Source organism: Pararhizobium arenae (genome assembly GCF_001931685.1).
In the GTDB taxonomy this organism is placed as follows: domain Bacteria; phylum Pseudomonadota; class Alphaproteobacteria; order Rhizobiales; family Rhizobiaceae; genus Pararhizobium; species Pararhizobium arenae.
Genome location: NZ_MOOY01000001.1, coordinates 618718 through 637795 on the forward strand (window position 1 = coordinate 618718; position 19078 = coordinate 637795).

A 19078-nucleotide genomic window follows, 5' to 3' on the forward strand; every position below is an offset into this window, starting at 1 on the left:
GATCAGAGCGAAAGGCCGGCGCCGATTGCCGGGGTTTCGATCTTCGTTGAAGCGCTATCCATGGCAACGAGGAAAGTCTCAGGTGTCTGATCGACGATGGGGAAGCTGCCGTAGTGGCAGGGAATGACCGTGCCGAATTTGAAGTATCGCTGGCAGGCAAGCGCGGCCACGGCCCCGCCCATGGTGAAACGGTCGCCGATCGGCACAAGGCCGATCTCCGGTTGGTGCAACTCGTTGATCAGGGCCATGTCGGAAAAGATGTCGGTATCGCCCATGTGATACAGCGTCGGCTCGTCTTCGAAATGCAGCACGAGGCCGTTGGCATTGCCGAGCGCATGGGAGACGCCGTCTTCGGTGATCTGCGCCGAGGAATGCAGCGCATTCACGAAGGTCGTCGAAAAGCCGCTCAGATGGATCGTGCCGCCGGTATTGCCCATTTCCAGCGCCGAGACGCCCTTGGTTCCGAGCCAGGACGCGAGATCGGCATTGGCAACGACGGTGGCCCCTGTTTCCTTGGCAATCGCGATCGTGTCGCCCACATGGTCGCCATGGCCGTGGGTCAGGAGGATATGGGTGAGACCGGCGGTGGCATCCTTGCGGGTTTCGTCACGGAAAGACGGATTGCCCGTGAAAAACGGATCGATCAGAATTTTCGCCTTGGCCGTTTCGATGCGAAAAGCCGAATGGCCGAGCCATGTGATCTTCATGATGGAACTCCTGTCGATTTTACTGTGCGGGAAGCATATGGATCAGGAGACAATCAATAGAAGATCGAATCGGCAAATCAAATGGCTGTTCTGACCATCGAAGACCTCGCTCAACAGCTCACGCCCGGACAGGCCATCGCCGGGCTCGACCTCGGCACGAAAACCATCGGTATTTCCGTGTCCGATCTCGGCAGGCGCTTCGCCACGCCGCGCGACGTGATCAAGCGGGTAAAATTCGGTGTCGATGCAGAAGCGCTCCTGGCGATCATCGAAAAGGAAAAGATCGCCGCGCTGGTGATCGGCCTGCCGATCAACATGGATGGCTCGGAAGGTCCCCGCGTTCAGGCAACGCGCGCCTTCGTTCGCAACATGGGCCAAAAAACCGACGTGCCGTTCGTCTTCTGGGACGAACGGCTCTCGACCGTTGCTGCCGAGCGGGTTCTGATCGAGATGAACGTCTCCCGTCGCAAGCGCGCCGAACGCATCGATTCGGCGGCCGCGTCCTTCATTCTTCAGGGGGCGCTGGACAGGCTGGCTACGCTCGGAAGAGCCGCTTCTTCCGAGACGGCCGGCGACTGAGCCACACCATAGCGGCGCTGGTACCAGGCGCGGATCTCGCGACGCTTGCGCCAGCCGATGATGGCAAAAACGATCAGGCTGTCGAAGGCAATGGCACGGGCGACAAGCGGCGGAATGGTTTCCGGCGGAATGCCCAAGACGTTGCCGTAGATGTTGAAGACCAGATCATGCGCCTGACGGGTCAGCATGAAGATGCCGAAGCTCATGTCGTAATAGGAAAGGCTATACCAGCCGGTCAGCAACGTGACGGGAGCAGCCCAGAGGATCAGAAGCCATTTCATGCCATTCTCTCCATGACCGGGCTCTCCATGCCGGGGAACTGCGGTCGATAGCCCCGCGCCAGTGTCCGTGCCGCCCCATCGAGCAGCATGGCACCGCCGAGGACAACCGCCGGCACTGTCAGATCGAGCGCAAGGCCCGCAAAAAACATCATCATGATGATCGTCAAGCCAGTCCGCACGGAACGTGCTCCATTTCTGTTGTCGTCAGCATTACAAGCTGGAGCACCTTTGCCCGTTAACCAGTCGGGCGCAACGTAAACCATTTGTTAAGGTTAATTTTCGGGGCGCAGCGGTGGTTGCCGTGTCGGGCGTGGGCGTCTATGGCTGGCCTCTCACCTCTGCCGGACATACCATGACCGTTATCTTCGAAAGCATCCTGCCCGTCTTTTTGCTCGTATTTCTGGGTGTTTGCCTGAAGCGTTTCCGGCGGATCGATCTCAACCTCTGGGAAGGCCTCGAACAGCTCGGCTATTTTGTCCTCTTCCCGGCCCTGCTGTTTTCCACGCTGGCAACGGCTGATTTCTCCGGTCTGCGCACCGATTCGACCGCACTCGCGACGATCGGCAGCATCAGCCTGATGTGCGCCTGCCTGCTGACCCTCTGGCCGCTGCTAAGAGAAAGAGGTGTCTCGGCAGCCTCTTTCACCTCGGTCTTTCAAACCGCGACGCGCTTGAACGGCTTCATGGCGCTCGCCATCGCGCAAAAACTCTATGGCCCGATCGGCCTGACCTTGACGGCGCTGGTGATGACGCTGGTCATCATTCCCATCAACTTCTACAATATCGGCGTGCTCGTTTGGTTCAACGGCGGGCCGCGCGGCCTGCGCTTCTTCACAATCAGGATCATCACCAATCCGCTGATCATGGCGTCCTTTGCAGGCATCCTGCTCAATATGCTGGGAATCAGGGTCTATGCACCCGTGATGACAACGATCGACATGCTGGGCCATGCCTCGCTCAGCCTCGGGCTTGTGATGGTGGGGGCCGGCCTCAAGGTCTCCGATGCCCTGAAACCAAGACCGGTGGCCGTGCTCGCCGTCTTCCTGAAATTGATCGTCATGCCGATCTTCATGGTCTCCGCGAGCTATTTGCTGGGCATGCGCGGACCGGGCCTATCCGTCATCGCGCTCGGCGCCGCCGTTCCGACCGCTATGAACGGTTATCTTCTGGCGAAACAGATGGGCGGCGATGCGCCACTCTACGCGGCGGTCGCAACCATACAAACGGTCGTATCCTTCTTCACGATACCGCTGGTGCTGGTGATCGCCGATTACGTCGCCGGCGGATAAAGCAGATCGACGATGTAGGACGAATCGAAGCGCGAATCGAGCATGCCATAGGTCGAACGCCAGCCTGCCGCGAGACGCGATTCAAGGAAGGCATCGGCGATACGCCCTGCCCCCATCCGGTAGAGCTCGGCTGCTGCCGCCGCGAGCGCCAGTTGTTCGACGAGCATACGAGCAGCACCTTCGTCGCGCTCGCAAAGCGACATCGCCGCCTTCAGCACATCGATGGTCTTCTTCGCGGCCGGGCCAAGGTCACGGCCGATAACCTGGAACAGCAGATCGAAAAGCTCCTTGCCCCGCGTCAGCACCCGCAGCACATCGAGCGCCATCACATTGCCGGAGCCTTCCCAGATCGCATTGACCGGTGCTTCGCGGTAATGGCGGGCAATCGGCCGTTCTTCGACGTAACCGTTGCCACCCAGGCACTCCATCGCTTCATAGATCAGCGCGGGCGCGATCTTGCAGACCCAGTATTTCGCAACCGGGGTCATGATCCGGGCATAAGCCGCATCTTCGGCGCTGTCGCGTGCGCGGTCGAAGGCTTCGGCAAGACGGAAGGACAGGGCAGTGGCAGCTGCGACATCGAGCGCCATATCGGCCAGCACCCGCGTCATCATCGGCTGCGAGACAAGCGTCTTGTCGAACACCTTGCGGCCGCGGCAATGATGGATAGCTTCGGCCAGCGACGCCCGCATCATGCCGGCGGAAGCCAACGCGCAATCGAGCCGCGTCAGCGTCACCATATCGAGAATGGTGCGCAGCCCCCCATCCGCCGTACCGAGGAGAAAACCAAAGGTTTCGGAAAACTCAACCTCGGAAGACGCATTCGACCGGTTTCCGAGCTTGTCCTTGAGACGCTGGAAGCGCAGGCCATTGGCCGAACCGTCTTCCAGCAGGCGCGGCACGAGGAAACATCCGAGACCGTCGCGCGTCTGCGCCAGCATCACGAAGGCATCGCTCATCGGCGCGGACATGAACCATTTGTGGCCGGAGAGGCGATAGATCCCCTCGCCCACCCGCTCCGCGGTCGAGGTGTTGGCGCGGACATCCGTGCCGCCCTGTTTCTCCGTCATGCCCATGCCGATCGTCACGGAGGACTTCTGCATCCATGCACGGTTGGACGAATCATATTTCCGCGACAGGATTTTCGGCGCCCATTCCTTCTGGACAGCGGGCGACGCGGTGATCGCCGCGACCGAAGCGCTGGTCATCGTCAGCGGGCAGAGATGCCCGCATTCGAGCTGCGCCGTCAGGTAAAAGCGCATGGCGCGCGCCTTGTGGGAACGCCCCTGCTCGTCGGCAATGTTTTCCCAGGCAGACGCATGCAGGCCCGAGGTCATCGAGCGGCGCATCAGCGCATGCCAGGCCGGATGGAATTCGACAACATCGAGACGCTCGCCGCGCGGACCATGGGTCTTGAGCTTCGGCACGCCTTCATTGGCCATGCGCGCCAGATCCTGCGCCTCGGGTGACGTAACGTAACGCCCGATCGTTTCGAACTCATCCCGTAACGGACGGGGCATATTCGAGGTGATATCCACTGCCAGCGGATCGGAGCGGAAGGCATTGATACCGGACCAGAGTTTCGGCTGGTTCAGTTCGGCAAGTTTTTGTTCGGTCCGGTTCAGAGTCATGCGCCGGTTCTAACGTAACTTCCAGAGGTTAGGAACAGGATCGCATCGCGATATCCCTGCTTCCCGCAACTATTTGTGAGGCCTGCGACAAGGCCCGGACAAAAGCGGGGGAATGGCGGGCGATTCTCCACTTGCTGCCTTGCCGCTCAAGGACGCAGCCTTTATAGACCCCCAAACTCCACATCATGAGGCGGATCCCCATGGATTTCTTTCCGCATCGTCACCTGCTGGGCATCAAAGGCCTGAGTGAGCAGGATATTACTCTCCTGCTCGATCGTGCCGACGAAGCCGTCAAGATTTCCCGCCAGCGGGAAAAGAAGACCTCGACGCTGCGCGGCCTCACCCAGATCAACCTCTTCTTCGAAGCCTCGACCCGGACGCAATCCTCCTTCGAACTCGCCGGAAAGCGCCTCGGCGCAGACGTGATGAATATGTCGGTGGGCAATTCATCGGTGAAAAAGGGCGAGACGCTGATCGATACGGCGATGACGCTGAACGCCATGCACCCGGACGTGCTGGTGGTTCGCCATTCCTCGGCCGGTGCCGCCGCCCTTCTGGCGCAGAAGGTATCCTGCTCCGTCGTCAATGCCGGTGACGGCCAGCACGAGCACCCGACCCAGGCGCTGCTCGATGCGCTTACGATCCGCCGCGCCAAGGGCAAGCTGTCGCGCATCATCGTAGCGATCTGCGGCGACGTGCTGCATTCCCGTGTTGCCCGCTCGAACATCCTGCTACTCAACCAGATGGGTGCGCGCGTTCGCGTGGTTGCACCGGCAACCTTGCTTCCCTCGGGGATCGCCGACATGGGGGCCGAAGTCTATCACTCGATGGAAGAGGGCCTGAAGGGCGCCGACGTCGTCATGATGCTGCGGCTGCAGCGCGAGCGCATGGCCGGCGCCTTCGTTCCCTCCGTCCGCGAATACTTCCGCTATTACGGCCTCGATGCCGAAAAGCTGAAGGCGGCCAAGGAAGATGCGCTTGTCATGCACCCCGGCCCGATGAACCGCGGCGTGGAGATCGCCTCGGAAATTGCTGATGGTCCGCAGAGCGTGATCGAGCAACAGGTGGAAATGGGCGTCGCGGTGCGCATGGCCGTCATGGAAACTTTGCTTCTCTCTCAGAATCCCAAACTTTCTGAAAATGGAGGGCCGCGCACATGAGCCAGTCCATCGTTCTCACCAACATCCGGATCATTGATCCGTCCCGCAATCTCGATGAAATCGGCACCATCATCGTCAAGGACGGCGCAATCATTGCCGCCGGCAAGGATGCCAGCAATCAGGGTCTTCCGGACGGCATCGACGTGAAGGATTGTAAGGGCCTGCTCGCTGTGCCGGGCTTGGTTGATGCCCGAGTGTTCGTCGGCGAACCCGGCGCGGAACACCGCGAAACCATCGAATCGGCATCGCGTGCCGCTGCTGTCGGTGGCGTTACCTCGTTCATCGCCATGCCGGATACCGATCCGGTGATCGACGACATCGCGCTTGTCGAGTTCATGCAGAAGACCGCGCGCGACAAGGCAGTCGTCAACGTCTATCCCGCCGCCGCCCTCACCAAAGGTTTGGCGGGTGTGGAGATGACCGAATTCGGCCTTCTCCGGGAAGCCGGTGCCGTCTGCTTCACCAATGGCCGCCATCCCCTGCATGACACGCTCGTCCTGCGCCGCGCCATGACCTATGCCCGCGAATTCGGCTCGGTCATCGCGCTCGAAACCCGCGACAAATATCTCGGCGCCGGCGGCGTCATGAATGAAGGGCTGCTGGCCAGCTGGCTCGGGCTTTCCGGCATCCCCCGCGAAGCCGAGATCATCCCGCTCGAGCGCGACCTGCGCGTGGCCGGCCTGACGAAGGGCGCTTATCACGCCGCCCAGATTTCCGTGCCGGAATCGGCAGAAGCGATCGAGATCGCCCGCAAGCGCGGCGCCAATGTCACCTGCGGTGTCTCGATCAACAACCTGACGCTCAACGAAAACGACATCGGCGAATACCGCACCTTCTTCAAGCTCTCCCCGCCGCTGCGTGGCGAAGACGACCGCGTGAAGATGGTCGAGGCGCTGGCCAACGGCACGATCGATATCATCGTTTCCTCCCACGATCCCCAGGATGTCGATACCAAGCGCTTGCCATTTGCGGATGCTGCCGATGGTGCCATTGGTTTGGAAACCCTTCTTGCGGCCGCGCTGCGCCTTTATCACGATGGTTCGGTGCCGTTGATACGCCTGATCGATGCCTTGTCCACCCGTCCGGCCACCATCTTCGGTCTCGATGCCGGCACGCTGAAGCCCGGCGCCAAGGCCGATATTGCGGTGATCGATCTCGAAGAGCCGTGGATTGTTTCCAAGGATGCCATCGTTTCGCGCTCGAAGAACACGCCATTCGAAAATGCCCGCTTTACCGGCCGGGTCGTTCAAACCTATGTTGCCGGGAAACTGGTGCATGCCTTGTAAGGCGTGACGGCGGGAGGAATTGGTGGAAAACGATTTTTGGCAATTGAGCCCGGCCCTGACGGCTGCAAGTGCGGTTCTGGGTTACCTGCTCGGCTCTATCCCCTTCGGACTGATCCTGACGCGCATGGCCGGCCTTGGCGACGTGCGCAAGATCGGCTCCGGAAATATCGGCGCCACCAACGTTCTCAGAACCGGCAACAAGAAGCTCGCCGCCGCGACACTGCTGCTTGATGCCCTGAAGGGAACCGCTGCCGCCGTCGTGGCAAACTATCTGTGGGGCCCCGATGCGGCCCTCATTGCCGGTTTCGCAGCGTTCATTGGCCACCTCTTCCCTGTGTGGCTGGGCTTCAAGGGCGGCAAGGGCATCGCGACCTACATCGGCGTTCTGCTCGGTATCGCGCCGCTAATGGTTCTCGTGTTCGGTGTGGTGTGGCTGTCGGTCGCGAAGTTGAGCCGGTATTCATCGCTTTCCGCCCTGGTTGCAACCATTGTGGTTCCGGTTGTATCCTTCGCGATGGGAGACATCAAACCGGCAATCCTTTTCGCCGTCATGACAGTCATTACCTGGATCAAGCACAAGGCAAACATCCAGCGACTTCTGGCGGGAACGGAAAGCCGCATCGGGGACAAGGGATAGGGGCTCAATGTCAGACGTCGGCGCGACACGAACAGGAATTGCGCTGACGGAAAGACAAAAGCTCGCCTGGCTGCGGCTGATCCGCAGCGACAATGTCGGCCCGGCAACCTTCCGCGACCTCATCAATCATTTCGGCTCGGCCGAAACCGCGATTGAAATTCTGCCGGAACTGTCGCGCCGTGGCGGGTCGTCGCGCGCCATCCGCGTGGCAACGGCTGCCGAAGCGGAGCGCGAATTTCAGATTGCCCATCGCCTCGGCGCATGTTTCGTCGGCATGGGCGAGCCAGACTATCCGTTTGCACTGCGTCATATCGACGGCACTCCGCCCCTGCTTGCCGTAAAGGGCCGCATTCAGACCGGCTCGATGCCGGCTCTTGGCATCGTAGGCTCCCGCAATGCCTCGGTCAGCGGCGCGAAGTTTGCGGGCATGATGGCGCGACAGGTCGGAAACGCCGGATATGCCATCATCTCCGGGCTTGCGAGGGGCATCGATACCGCAGCCCACCGCGCCAGTCTGGAAACGGGAACGATCGCCTCGATGGCCGGCGGGCTTGACCGCCCATATCCGCCCGAAAACGAACGGCTTCTCGATGAGATCACGCAAAACAATGGCCTTGCGGTCACGGAAATGCCATTTGGCTGGGAACCCCGCGCGCGTGATTTTCCCCGTAGAAACCGTCTGATCGCCGGAATAGGTCTCGGCCTTTTGGTCGTCGAGGCGGCGCAACGCTCCGGTTCCCTGATCACGGCAAGGTTTGCGGCTGATTTCGGGCGGCAGGTTTTCGCAGTTCCGTGATCGCCCCTCGATCCGCGATGCTACGGTACCAATCACCTCATTAAGGACGGTGCGATCCTGACCATGGATGCGGGCGACATTCTGGAGGCCCTCGCGCCCGTCAGCCAGATCGATCTTTTCAAAGCTGCGGAAGTGAAGGAACCTGACAGCCTCGCAACCGGCTCACACATCGCGCCCCCCAGCGACAACGATCGCGCATTCATCGTCGATTCCCTTGGGCCGACCCCGGTCGCTATAGACGATATCATCCGTCACACCGAAGTGCCGCCCGCGACGGTTTATCTCGTGCTGCTCGAGCTAGATCTTGCGGGGCGTCTTCACCGCCACCCGGGCGGGCTCGTTTCCATCGATCTCGCCGTATAAGGGGCCTTTACGCCTCAAAACGACGTCGCTTGCCTCCACCGCCGCCATTTCAATCAGGTAGACGAGCATGTCCTCGCTCTGTCCGGCGGCTATGGTTCGCAACTCTCCCAGCATATGACGTATATAGGCAATGATATCGGCTGCTTCATCGTTTGGGTTGTGGCCCTTTTCATGTTTGAACACAGTCGGCATGGCTCGCGTATTCCTTCCCCGCTTGTCGATGACCAGCAGATTGCTCCGGCGTTAGGAACCACCCCCCACACCGCGATTCTAGCCAAGTTCCTCATGAACCAGTACACTTCAAGAACGATACTGCAAATATCTATAATTGCAATATTCACGTAATATCTCATAGGTTGCATCGCGTTGTGTGTCGCTAATTTTCTCCCGGGCACTTGACCCCGGACGAATCCCTGTCCATGTCGGGGCTGCTTTCTTTCCAAGCGCGCATCTTCCGTTGCGGCGCGCATACAAATGGTTGCTGTAAGAATATGACCAACGTCGTCGTCGTCGAGTCGCCCTCCAAGGCCAAGACCATCAACAAGTATCTGGGGTCCGGATACAAGGTGCTGGCATCCTTCGGCCACGTACGCGACCTTCCCGCCAAGGATGGCTCCGTCTTGCCGGACGAAGATTTCGCGATGCTTTGGGAAGTCGACAGCGCCTCCGCCAAACGGGTAAACGACATCGGTGCAGCGCTGAAGGCGTCGGACGCCCTCTTCCTCGCAACCGACCCGGATCGCGAAGGTGAAGCGATTTCGTGGCATGTGCTGGATCTTCTGCGGAAGAAGAAACTCATCGGCGACAAGCCGGTCAAGCGTGTGGTCTTCAACGCCATCACCAAGAAGGCCGTTCTCGACGCGATGGCCAATCCGCGCGATATCGATGTTCCGCTGGTGGATGCCTATCTCGCCCGCCGCGCCCTTGATTATCTCGTCGGCTTCAACCTCTCGCCGGTTCTGTGGCGCAAACTGCCGGGCGCGCGCTCGGCTGGCCGCGTGCAGTCCGTGGCCCTGCGCCTCGTCTGCGACCGCGAGGCCGAAATCGAGCGGTTCATCTCCGAAGAGTACTGGAATATCTCGGCGCTTCTCAAGACGCCCCGCGGCGACGAATTCGAAGCCAGATTGGTGTCGGCGGACGGCAAGCGCCTGCAGGCCCGCTCTGTCGGCAACGGCGAGGAAGCAAACCGGCTGAAGACGTTGCTGGAAGGCGCAAGCTATGTCGTCGACACGGTCGAGGCAAAGCCGGTCAAGCGCAACCCGTCCCCGCCCTTCACGACATCGACGCTGCAACAGGCTGCGTCATCGAAGCTCGGTTTTTCGGCGTCCCGCACAATGCAGGTGGCGCAGAAGCTTTACGAGGGCATGGACATCGGCGGCGAGACCGTCGGTCTGATCACCTATATGCGTACGGATGGCGTGCAGATGGCGCCGGAAGCCATCGATGCCGCCCGCGTGGCCATCGGTGAGCAGTTCGGTGCGCGTTACGTGCCGGACAAGGCCCGGTTCTACTCGACCAAGGCAAAGAACGCGCAGGAAGCGCACGAAGCCATCCGTCCGACCGATTTCAACCGCACGCCCGACCAGGTGAAGCGCTTCCTCGACGCCGACCAGTTGCGTCTCTATGACCTGATCTGGAAGCGCGGTATCGCAAGCCAGATGGCGTCGGCGGAAATCGAGCGCACGACGGTCGAAATCCTTGCCGACAATGGTGGCGAGAAGGCCGGCCTCCGGGCGGTCGGCTCCGTCATCCGCTTCGACGGCTTCATTGCCGCCTATACCGATCAGAAGGAAGACGGCGAGCAGAGCGATGACGGCGACGACGAAGGCCGCCTGCCGGAAATCAACGCCCGCGAAAAGCTGGCCAAGGAAAAGATCAACGCCAGCCAGCACTTTACCGAGCCGCCGCCGCGCTACTCCGAAGCCAGCCTGATCAAGAAGATGGAAGAGCTCGGCATCGGCCGCCCTTCGACCTATGCTGCGACGATCGCGACGCTGCGCGACCGCGAATATGTGACGATCGACAAGCGCAAGATGATCCCGGAAGCCAAGGGGCGTCTTGTGACGGCCTTCCTCGAAAGCTTCTTCTCGCGTTATGTCGAATATGATTTCACGGCTTCGCTTGAGGAAAAACTCGACCAGATTTCCGCCGGCGAACTCAACTGGAAGGACGTTCTTCGCGACTTCTGGAAGGACTTCTTCGCTCAGATCGAAGACACCAAGGAACTGCGCGTTACCAATGTTCTCGATGCGCTGAACGAAGAACTGGCGCCGCTGGTCTTCCCGAAGCGTGAGGATGGCAGCGACCCGCGCATCTGCCAAGTCTGCGGCACCGGCAAGCTCTCGCTGAAACTCGGCAAATACGGCGCCTTCGTCGGCTGCTCGAATTATCCTGAGTGCAACTTCACCCGTCAGCTGTCCTCCGACAGCAACGGCGACGAGGCCGCAGCCGTCAACGAGCCGCAGGCGCTCGGCAAGGACCCGCATACCGGCGAGGAAATCACCCTGCGCAGCGGTCGTTTCGGACCTTACGTTCAGCGCGGCGACGGCAAGGATGCCAAGCGCTCCAGTCTTCCCAAGGGGTGGACGCCGGCCACGATCGATCACGAAAAGGCAATCGCCCTGCTCTCTTTGCCGCGCGATATCGGCGCGCACCCGGAAAGCGGCAAGATGATCTCGTCCGGTCTCGGCCGCTATGGTCCGTTCGTGCTCTGTGACGGCAAATATGCCAATCTGGAAAGCATCGAGGATGTGTTCTCGATCGGTCTCAATCGCGCCGTCGCCGTGCTCGCCGACAAGCAGTCCAAGGCCGGCGGCGGTCGCGGTGCGGCCCAGGCTGCATTGAAAGAGCTCGGCGATCATCCCGAAGGCGGCGCCATCACCGTTCGCGACGGGCGTTATGGTCCGTATGTCAACTGGGGCAAGGTCAATGCGACGCTACCCAAGGGTAAGGACCCACTATCGGTAACACTGGAAGAAGCCATCCCGCTGCTCGCAGAACGTGCCGCCAAGAGCGGCACCAAGCCCGCCAAGGCAAAGGCTGCTCCAAAGGCGAAAGCCGCCGCCAAGCCAAAAGCCGCTGCGGCAAAGACCGAAAAGCCGAAGGCCGCTGCCAAGAAAACCACCGCCAAGAAAACCACGACGGCCAAGTCCGCGCCCAAGGCCAAGAAAGGCTGAACGTGACACGACCTCCCCGCGACCGAAGCGAACGACCGGCCAAACCGACGGTTCGGCTCGGCAGCGCCGCCAAGCTTGCCGCCGCTCCGGGGGCAACGGAGACCATCATTCACGGCGCGGTTCCGCCGCGCGACGTCTTGATGCGCTTCATCTCGGACCACCCGGATCGGGCCTCGAAACGCGAAATCGCGAAGGCATTCGGACTGAAGGGCGAACACCGCGTCGAACTCAAGGCGTTGTTGCGTGAGCTTGAACAGGACGGGCTGGTCGAAAAGAAGCGCAATTCTCTGGTTCGCCCGGGCGCCTTGCCGCCGGTCACCGTGCTCGACATCACCACCCGCGACAAGGACGGCGAACTGATCGGTCGTCCGGCAGAATGGCCGGAAGATGCGGGAGTCGCGCCTGCCGTGCTGATCCGCCAGTCCAGCGTCGCCAAGGCCAAGGGCAAGACGCCGGTGGGCGGTATCGGCGACCGGGTGCTTGCCAAGATTTTCCCGGCCAAGGATCGTGGCGGCCCGGCCTATACGGGCCGCATCGTCAAGGTTCTCGATCGCCGGCGCAACAACAACGCCTCGCTCGGCGTCATCCGCCTGCTGCCGGACGGCACGGCCCGCATCATGCCGATTGACAAACGGGGCGAGGAACTTCAGGTCGAAACCGATGGGCTGGGCGAGGCCCAGGAAGGCGACCTGGTGGATGTCGATGTCGTGCGCACCGGCCGCTTCGGCCTGCCGCGAGCGCGGGTAAAATCCGTCATCGGCTCGGTTGCCAGCGAAAAGGCGATTTCCATGATCGCCATCCATGCCCATGGCATTCCCTACATTTTCCCCGACAGCGTGATCCGCGAGGCGGAAGCCGCGGGTCCGGCCGATATGGTCCACCGCGAGGATTGGCGAAGCCTGCCACTGATCACCATCGATCCTGCCGACGCCAAGGACCACGACGACGCAGTCTACGCTGAACCGGATACCTCTCCGGACAATCCGGACGGCGTCATCGTCACCGTCGCGATCGCCGATGTTTCCTGGTACGTGCGGCCGAAATCGGCGCTGGACAACGAGGCGCTGAAGCGCGGCAACTCCGTCTATTTCCCGGATCGCGTCGTGCCGATGCTGCCCGAGCGGATTTCCAACGAGCTTTGCTCTCTCAAGGAAAATGTGGATCGTCCGGCGCTCGCCGTGCGCATGCGGTTTTCCAAGGAAGGTCGCAAGGCAGGCCATACGTTTCACCGCATCATGATGCGCAGCGCTGCCAAGCTGTCCTACCAGCAGGCCCAGGCCGCGATCGACGGCAATCCCGACGACAAGACCGGGCCACTTCTGGAGCCGATCCTGAAGCCGTTGTGGCATGCCTATGCGGTTCTCACCCGCGGTCGAGAACGGCGTCAGCCGCTTGAGCTCAACATGCCGGAACGCAAGATCATCCTGAAGCCGGACGGCACGGTCGATCGTGTCTTCGTGCCCGATCGCCTCGATGCGCACAAGCTGATCGAGGAAATGATGATCCAGGCGAACGTGGCTGCCGCCGAAACGCTCGAGCTCAAGAAGCAGCCCCTGGTCTACCGCGTCCACGATGCTCCGTCGCTTGCCAAGCAGGAGGCCCTGCGCGAATTTCTTGCGACGCTCGACCTCTCGCTGGTCAAGGGCGGCAACATCCGCTCGAACCATTTCAACGGCATCCTTTCGAAGGCTGAAGGCAAGCCTTTCGAAACGATGGTCAACGAGATGGTCCTGCGCTCACAGAGTCAGGCGGTCTACAGTCCGGAAAACATCGGGCATTTCGGCCTCAACCTGATGAAGTACGCGCACTTCACCTCGCCGATCCGCCGTTACGCCGACCTGATCGTGCATCGCGCACTGGTTTCCTCCTTGAAGCTCGGCGAAGGTGGCATCACCCCGGCTGAGGAAGGCGCCCTGGACGACATCGCCGCCGAAATCTCCACCTTTGAGCGCCGGGCCATGGCGGCGGAACGGGATACCGTCGATCGATTGATCGCCCATCACCTGAGCGGCCGGGTCAACGAAGAGTTTGACGGCCGTGTCTCCGGCGTCACCAAGGCGGGACTTTTTGTCACTCTGCCCTCCTATGGCGCTGATGGTTTCGTGCCTATATCTACGCTTGGCCGGGACTATTTCATCTATGACGAGGCGCATCAGGCGCTGTCCGGTGAAAAGACCGGGCTCGGTTACCGCCTCGGCGATGACGTCCGGGTAAAACTGGTGGAGGCCGTGCCGCTTGCCGGCGCTCTCCGCTTCGAAATGATCAGCGAAGGGCGCAAGATGCCGACGGCTATACGGTCGTTCCACAAATCCGGACGGCGCGATCGCTCGGGCGCACGCAAGCAACCCGGCACGCGACCATCACGCGGTCGGCATTAGACGGGCACACAGGTTGCGCGCAAAACAAGGATTGAGTGATGCAGGCAACGGGCACCCCCACGGAAACGGTTCGTTTCGAACAGAACCACGAGGCAGCAGAACGCCCCGTCGGACGCTCGATCCAGCGCGGTATGCTGAACACCTGCCCCGCCTGTGGCAGCGGCCGGCTGTTCGGCAGATTTCTGAGAACCGTCGAAAACTGCGCGGCCTGCGGTGAACGCCTCGATCATCACCGTGCCGACGACTTTCCGCCCTACATCGTCGTGACGATCATGGGGCACCTCGTACTCGGCGGCTTCATGGCCACGGAAATGTTGCTGCCCATGTCGAACTGGGCGCATCTGGCAATCTGGGTTCCGATCACCATCATCGGTTCGCTGTTGCTGATGCAACCCGTCAAGGGCGGCGTCGTCGGGTTGCAATGGGCCTTGCGCATGCACGGTTTCGGCGGTCACGAGGATCGCCCGGAAGATGATATCCCGACGCAGGGACCGTCTTCGTGACGCAAATGCCGATTGTGAACGCCGTGCCTTCCTCCGCCCTCCCCACCCGCGCGCTTAGGCCCCGGGACGCGGCGTCGCTCGTGCTTCTCGATCGTTCCCGGGACACCATGAGGGTGCTGATGGGACGCCGCAGCAAGGCGCACGTTTTCATGCCGGACCTGCACGTCTTTCCCGGTGGACGGCGTGATCCGGGCGACCACCGCCTGCCATCGATGGGCGACATGCATCCCGCTGTCCTGTCGCGGCTGCAGATTGCGACCAGGGCAAAACATTCCACCGCCCGTCTGCGCGCGATCGCGATAGCAGCGCTGCGAGAACTCCACGAGGAGGCGCACCTCGCGGTGGGTAAGCCGGCAGAAACCGGCCGCGCACCCCTCGCCTTTCTTCCCGATCTCACAAACTTGCGCTATATCGCCCGGGCCATCACACCGCCCGGACTTCCGCGCCGTTTCGATACGCATTTCTTCGCGCTTTTTGCGGATGAAGCGGAGATCGATCCCGCCTCGGTCCGCGACAGCCAGGAGCTTGAGGATTTGCGCTGGATCGACTTGAACGATATCTCGGCTGTCAGCGTGCCGGACATCACCGCGATCATCCTGGAGGAGCTCAGGTCCGCGCTGGAGGCGGATATATCGCTTCCATTCGATCGACCGGTGCCATTTTTCCATACCCGGCGCGGACGCTTCGTTCGCGAGCTGTTTTAAGGATACCGCCTGCATGTCACAGCCGCCGTCCGGCACGTCAGCGCCGGTTGAGGAAATCCACTGGCCTTCGCTGTTCGCAGCCGTCGCAGCGATCACCGCTGTCGGTATCGCGATCGGGCTCGGTCTGCCGCTCCTCAGCATCATCATGGAAAAGCGCGGCATTTCCCCGACGCTGATCGGTCTGAATTCGGCGATGGCCGGCCTTGCCTCCATGGCCGCAGCGCCGCTGACGACGAAGCTTGCCCATCGATTCGGCGTGGCCCCCACGATGCTTTGGGCCGTCGCTTTTTCGGCCGTCAGCGCGCTCGGTTTCTACTACATCACGAATTTCTGGCTCTGGTTTCCCCTGCGTGTCGTCTTCCACGGCGCCATCACCGTGCTCTTCGTGCTCTCCGAATTCTGGATCAACGCGACGGCGCCACCTTCACGCCGCGGCCTGGTGCTCGGAATTTACGGAACGGTCCTCTCTCTCGGATTCGCGACGGGCCCCTTGCTGTTTTCGATCCTGGGGAGCGAGGGCATCCTGCCCTTTGCCGTCGGTGCGGGTGTTATTCTGCTCGCGGCAATCCCCATCTATCTGGCGCGGGGCGAAAGCCCCGTTCTGGACGAGAAGCCGGAGCGGCACTTCCTGCGCTACCTTTTCCTGGTGCCGACGGCGACCGCCGCGGTCTTCATCTTCGGCGCGGTCGAATCGGGGGGTCTCTCGCTGTTTCCGATTTACGGTACGCGGGTTGGCTTTACGGAATCACAGGCCGCGCTGCTTCTCACCGTGATGGGCATCGGCAACTTTATTTTCCAGATCCCGCTGGGAATGCTCTCGGACCGCATCAGGGACCGACGGAACCTTCTGGCACTGCTGACGTTCATCGGTCTTGTCGGGGCGCTCTGTCTGCCAATCCTGAGCGAGAGTTGGATCCTCATGGCCGTGGTGCTGCTCTTCTGGGGCGGCTGCGTTTCGGGCCTTTATACCGTCGGCCTCAGCCATTTGGGCTCGCGCCTGCACGGTGCGGACCTTGCGGCGGCCAATGCCGCCTTCATCTTCTCTTACGCGGTGGGAACAGTCGCCGGTCCCCAGGTCATCGGTGCTGCTATGGATGTCACCGGAAACCATGGCTTTGCCTGGGCGATCGCCGGCTTCTTCGGGCTTTATGTGATACTCTCCATCGTCAGGATCGTTTTAAAACCAAAACGGACTTGACTTTTCGGGCGCGATTTGTAGTTTCGCGCCAAGTTTGCCGGGCCCTTTAACGGACCTTCCCGGCTTTTGTTTTTTATAAAAGGCAGGAAGACCATGGCGAAAGCTGCAAAAATCAAGATCAAGCTGCTGTCGACGGCCGACACCGGTACGTTCTACGTCACCACCAAGAACAGCCGCACGATGACCGACAAGATGACCAAGACCAAGTACGATCCGGTCGTCCGCAAGCACGTTGAATTCAAGGAAACCAAGATCAAGTAAGATCTTGGAACCAGGTCGGCTGGCAGAAACGCCAAGCTGATTGTTGCTACGATCCGAAGGCGCCGACCGAAAAGGTCTGGCGCCTTTTCCTTTGCCGTGAACGCTATGGATTTGGAGACTGTCTCCCCCGGCAAAGCCTTGGAGTCGAGAATGAAGACATAAAAAAACGCCACCCCAATCGAGGGCGGCGTTTTTAATGGGTGTCGGCTGATTCCGGCGGCGGCACGAGGAACCGCAATTGCCAGATATCAGCCGACAAACCCCACGACCCAGGAGATGCGGCGGACCTGAGCATCATGGGGTAAGCGTTGAGAGTAAATCTCTCTTGAATATGAGAATTGCCTGAAACGAATAAAAAATCAATGAATTCTTAATCAGAAATTTCAAATAACGGCAAAACTGGTTAATTCACGCAACCTGTAGGAGTACAAATCGCATCACCGGCTTAATTCATCGCACCGAACATCAGATGTTTATAATAATTTCATATACTTGGACCTGCGCAACCGGCGTATGAATTTGCACGTCAATTTTTTCCGCAAATACATGAATTATCATTATTATTAGAATTATATTATTTTTTAATTTCTGTATCCGGCAAAGATTTTACGGCTCTCAAGATGCGAAACCGGAATACGCCGGTTATGACCGCACTGAGAAGACAGCGTTATCGGCAAATTCTGTGGAAAAACCCAAACCGACACCTGCGCGTCACGCGCGGCGCAAGGTCAGGCGGCCGCAGCGACCACCTGATTCCGTCCGTTCGCCTTCGCCTGGTAAAGAGCCGTATCCGCCCTCTTCAACAATGATTCCGGCGTATCCCCGGCAAGGTTCAAGGTCGCTATTCCCAATGACGCGGTGATATTCAGCAGGGTCGACGCTTCGGCCAAGGCGAATGGCTGGCCTTCGACAATGCCCCGCAGGCGTTCTGCAATGAGCGTCGCGACATCGGCGGGCGTATCCGGCATGACGACGACGAATTCCTCGCCACCGTAACGGCATGCGAGATCGGCGCCGCGCACGGTCGCCCGCACCCTACGGGCAAATTCGCGCAAGACGTCGTCGCCGGCGTCATGGCCATAGGTATCGTTGACACTCTTGAAGCGGTCGATGTCGGTGATGCAGACGGAAAGCGGCCGCCCGCGCGCAATAGCGCGCTCCACAAGAATCTTGAGGTGGTTGTCGAGATAACGGCGATTGTGAAGGCCAGTCAGCCCATCGGTTACGGCAAGTTCGATGGTCTGGCGCACGCTCGAGCGAAGCCGGTCGTTGTAATGTTTCCGGCGGATCTGCGTCAGGCTGCGGGCGACGAGTTCGTTCGAATCGACAGGGCGGATCAGGTAGTCGGTCACGCCAAGATCCAGCGCACGCACGACCATGTCCTCGTGCCCCTGCTCTGCGATGAGAAGCACCGGGATGTAGCGCGTGCGCTCCAGCGAGCGCAGCTGCGAGCAAAGCCGCAACGGATCGTAATCATCGAAGTTGCTGTTGACGATCACGAGGTCGAAACTGCGCTCCGCCGCCTCGAAAAGCGCGGCTTGCGGATCGGACATTGCAACGACTTCGGCGATTGGCTTCAAGGCGCGGATCAGGCGATCCTGCGAGCCCGCGCGCCCGTCGACAAGCAGGACGCTGCCCGGTTCATCGGGGCGATCGGTGCGATTGAGGTCCTGAAGCCCGACGCTGTGCGCCGTCTCGGCGCGCAGGCGCAGCTCATCGCTGACGTTCTTCAGGCGCACGAGGCTCTTCACACGCGACATCAGCTGCAGGTCATTGACCGGCTTGGTCAGAAAATCGTCGGCACCGGCTTTAAGCCCGCGAACACGGTCGGACGGCTGGTCGAGCGCCGTCACCATGACGACCGGGATATGAGACGTGCGGCCGCTTGCCTTCAGGCGCTCGCACACTTCGAAACCATCGATACCGGGCATCATGATATCCAGCAGCACCAGATCGACGGGCTGGCTTTCGCAGATCGCGAGCGCCTCGTAGCCATCCTTCGCCGTCAGTACATCGAAATACTCCGCCACCAGCCGCGCTTCGAGCAGCTTCACATTTGCGGGTATATCGTCAACGACAAGAATGCGGGCGGTCATATCAAGGTCCTGTCAGATCGTTTCGGCTTGCCGA

17 protein-coding genes and 1 pseudogene are annotated in these 19078 nt (G+C 60.6%); 12 read left to right on the forward strand and 6 right to left on the reverse strand.

Annotated elements, in window-relative coordinates; translation table 11 throughout:
• Positions 1 to 2: 2 nt before the first annotated feature.
• On the reverse strand, positions 3 to 707 hold the full coding sequence (locus BLX89_RS03055) for a metal-dependent hydrolase (protein WP_075289133.1): 705 nt from the start codon (positions 705 to 707) through the stop codon (positions 3 to 5).
• A gap of 81 nt (positions 708 to 788) precedes the next feature.
• Between BLX89_RS03055 and ruvX the strand changes: the two genes are divergently transcribed.
• A complete protein-coding gene (gene ruvX, locus BLX89_RS03060) occupies positions 789 to 1286 on the forward strand; it encodes a Holliday junction resolvase RuvX (protein WP_075289134.1) in 498 nt (165 codons plus the stop codon).
• Here the strand turns inward: ruvX and BLX89_RS03065 are convergent.
• A complete protein-coding gene (locus BLX89_RS03065) occupies positions 1220 to 1567 on the reverse strand; it encodes a DUF6105 family protein (protein WP_075289135.1) in 348 nt (115 codons plus the stop codon). The genes ruvX and BLX89_RS03065 overlap by 67 nt on opposite strands.
• Positions 1564 to 1746 (reverse strand): hypothetical protein, encoded by a 183-nt coding sequence (locus tag BLX89_RS24085; protein WP_143523442.1) that lies wholly within the window; start codon positions 1744 to 1746, stop codon positions 1564 to 1566. The genes BLX89_RS03065 and BLX89_RS24085 overlap by 4 nt, the downstream gene beginning before the upstream one ends.
• A 173-nt stretch (positions 1747 to 1919) precedes the next feature.
• On the opposite strand from BLX89_RS24085, the gene BLX89_RS03070 reads away from it, so the two are divergent.
• Complete coding sequence (locus BLX89_RS03070) at positions 1920 to 2855, forward strand: AEC family transporter (RefSeq protein WP_075289263.1); 936 nt, start codon at positions 1920 to 1922, stop codon at positions 2853 to 2855.
• Here BLX89_RS03070 and BLX89_RS03075 read toward each other — a convergent pair.
• Entirely contained in the window at positions 2837 to 4486 is a 1650-nt protein-coding gene (locus BLX89_RS03075; protein WP_075289136.1) for an acyl-CoA dehydrogenase family protein, read from the reverse strand. The two genes, BLX89_RS03070 and BLX89_RS03075, sit on opposite strands and share 19 nt — an antisense overlap.
• Positions 4487 to 4686: 200 nt before the next feature.
• On the opposite strand from BLX89_RS03075, the gene BLX89_RS03080 reads away from it, so the two are divergent.
• The 4 genes and pseudogenes from BLX89_RS03080 to dprA all read left to right on the forward strand — a co-directional run bounded on the left by BLX89_RS03080 (position 4687) and on the right by dprA (position 8728).
• Positions 4687 to 5646: an aspartate carbamoyltransferase catalytic subunit gene (locus BLX89_RS03080; protein ID WP_075289137.1), complete on the forward strand. Its 960-nt coding sequence runs from the start codon at positions 4687 to 4689 to the stop codon at positions 5644 to 5646.
• A complete protein-coding gene (locus tag BLX89_RS03085; RefSeq protein ID WP_075289138.1) occupies positions 5643 to 6932 on the forward strand; it encodes a dihydroorotase in 1290 nt (429 codons plus the stop codon). Before BLX89_RS03080 ends, BLX89_RS03085 begins: the two co-directional genes overlap by 4 nt.
• A 19-nt stretch (positions 6933 to 6951) precedes the next feature.
• The gene (gene plsY / locus BLX89_RS03090) at positions 6952 to 7569 is read left to right on the forward strand and encodes a glycerol-3-phosphate 1-O-acyltransferase PlsY (protein ID WP_425348590.1); all 618 of its coding nucleotides are present in this window, start codon (positions 6952 to 6954) and stop codon (positions 7567 to 7569) included.
• 7 nt (positions 7570 to 7576) lie between these two features.
• Positions 7577 to 8728 (forward strand): annotated as a pseudogene (gene dprA / locus BLX89_RS03095) (DNA-processing protein DprA).
• Here dprA and BLX89_RS03100 read toward each other — a convergent pair.
• The gene (locus BLX89_RS03100; RefSeq protein ID WP_075289140.1) at positions 8663 to 8920 is read right to left on the reverse strand and encodes a hypothetical protein; all 258 of its coding nucleotides are present in this window, start codon (positions 8918 to 8920) and stop codon (positions 8663 to 8665) included. The pseudogene dprA and the gene BLX89_RS03100 overlap by 66 nt on opposite strands.
• A 299-nt stretch (positions 8921 to 9219) precedes the next feature.
• Here BLX89_RS03100 and topA point away from each other — a divergent pair, with 299 nt between their 5' ends.
• From topA to rpmG, 6 genes are all read left to right on the forward strand, one after another.
• Positions 9220 to 11904 (forward strand): type I DNA topoisomerase, encoded by a 2685-nt coding sequence (topA, locus tag BLX89_RS03105; protein ID WP_075289141.1) that lies wholly within the window; start codon positions 9220 to 9222, stop codon positions 11902 to 11904.
• 2 nt (positions 11905 to 11906) lie between these two features.
• Complete coding sequence (gene rnr / locus BLX89_RS03110; protein ID WP_075289142.1) at positions 11907 to 14282, forward strand: ribonuclease R; 2376 nt, start codon at positions 11907 to 11909, stop codon at positions 14280 to 14282.
• A 38-nt stretch (positions 14283 to 14320) separates the two neighbouring features.
• Entirely contained in the window at positions 14321 to 14785 is a 465-nt protein-coding gene (locus BLX89_RS03115; protein ID WP_075289143.1) for a DUF983 domain-containing protein, read from the forward strand.
• Positions 14786 to 14790: 5 nt separating this feature from the next.
• Positions 14791 to 15489, forward strand: a complete 699-nt coding sequence (locus tag BLX89_RS03120) for an NUDIX hydrolase (RefSeq protein ID WP_075289264.1) — start codon at positions 14791 to 14793, stop codon at positions 15487 to 15489.
• Between the two features lie 13 nt (positions 15490 to 15502).
• Positions 15503 to 16687, forward strand: a complete 1185-nt coding sequence (locus tag BLX89_RS03125; protein ID WP_075289144.1) for an MFS transporter — start codon at positions 15503 to 15505, stop codon at positions 16685 to 16687.
• A gap of 93 nt (positions 16688 to 16780) precedes the next feature.
• Positions 16781 to 16948: a 50S ribosomal protein L33 gene (gene rpmG, locus BLX89_RS03130; RefSeq protein WP_075289145.1), complete on the forward strand. Its 168-nt coding sequence runs from the start codon at positions 16781 to 16783 to the stop codon at positions 16946 to 16948.
• 728 nt (positions 16949 to 17676) lie between these two features.
• Here the strand turns inward: rpmG and BLX89_RS03135 are convergent.
• Positions 17677 to 19044, reverse strand: a complete 1368-nt coding sequence (locus BLX89_RS03135; RefSeq protein ID WP_075289146.1) for a PleD family two-component system response regulator — start codon at positions 19042 to 19044, stop codon at positions 17677 to 17679.
• Positions 19045 to 19078: the final 34 nt, after the last annotated feature.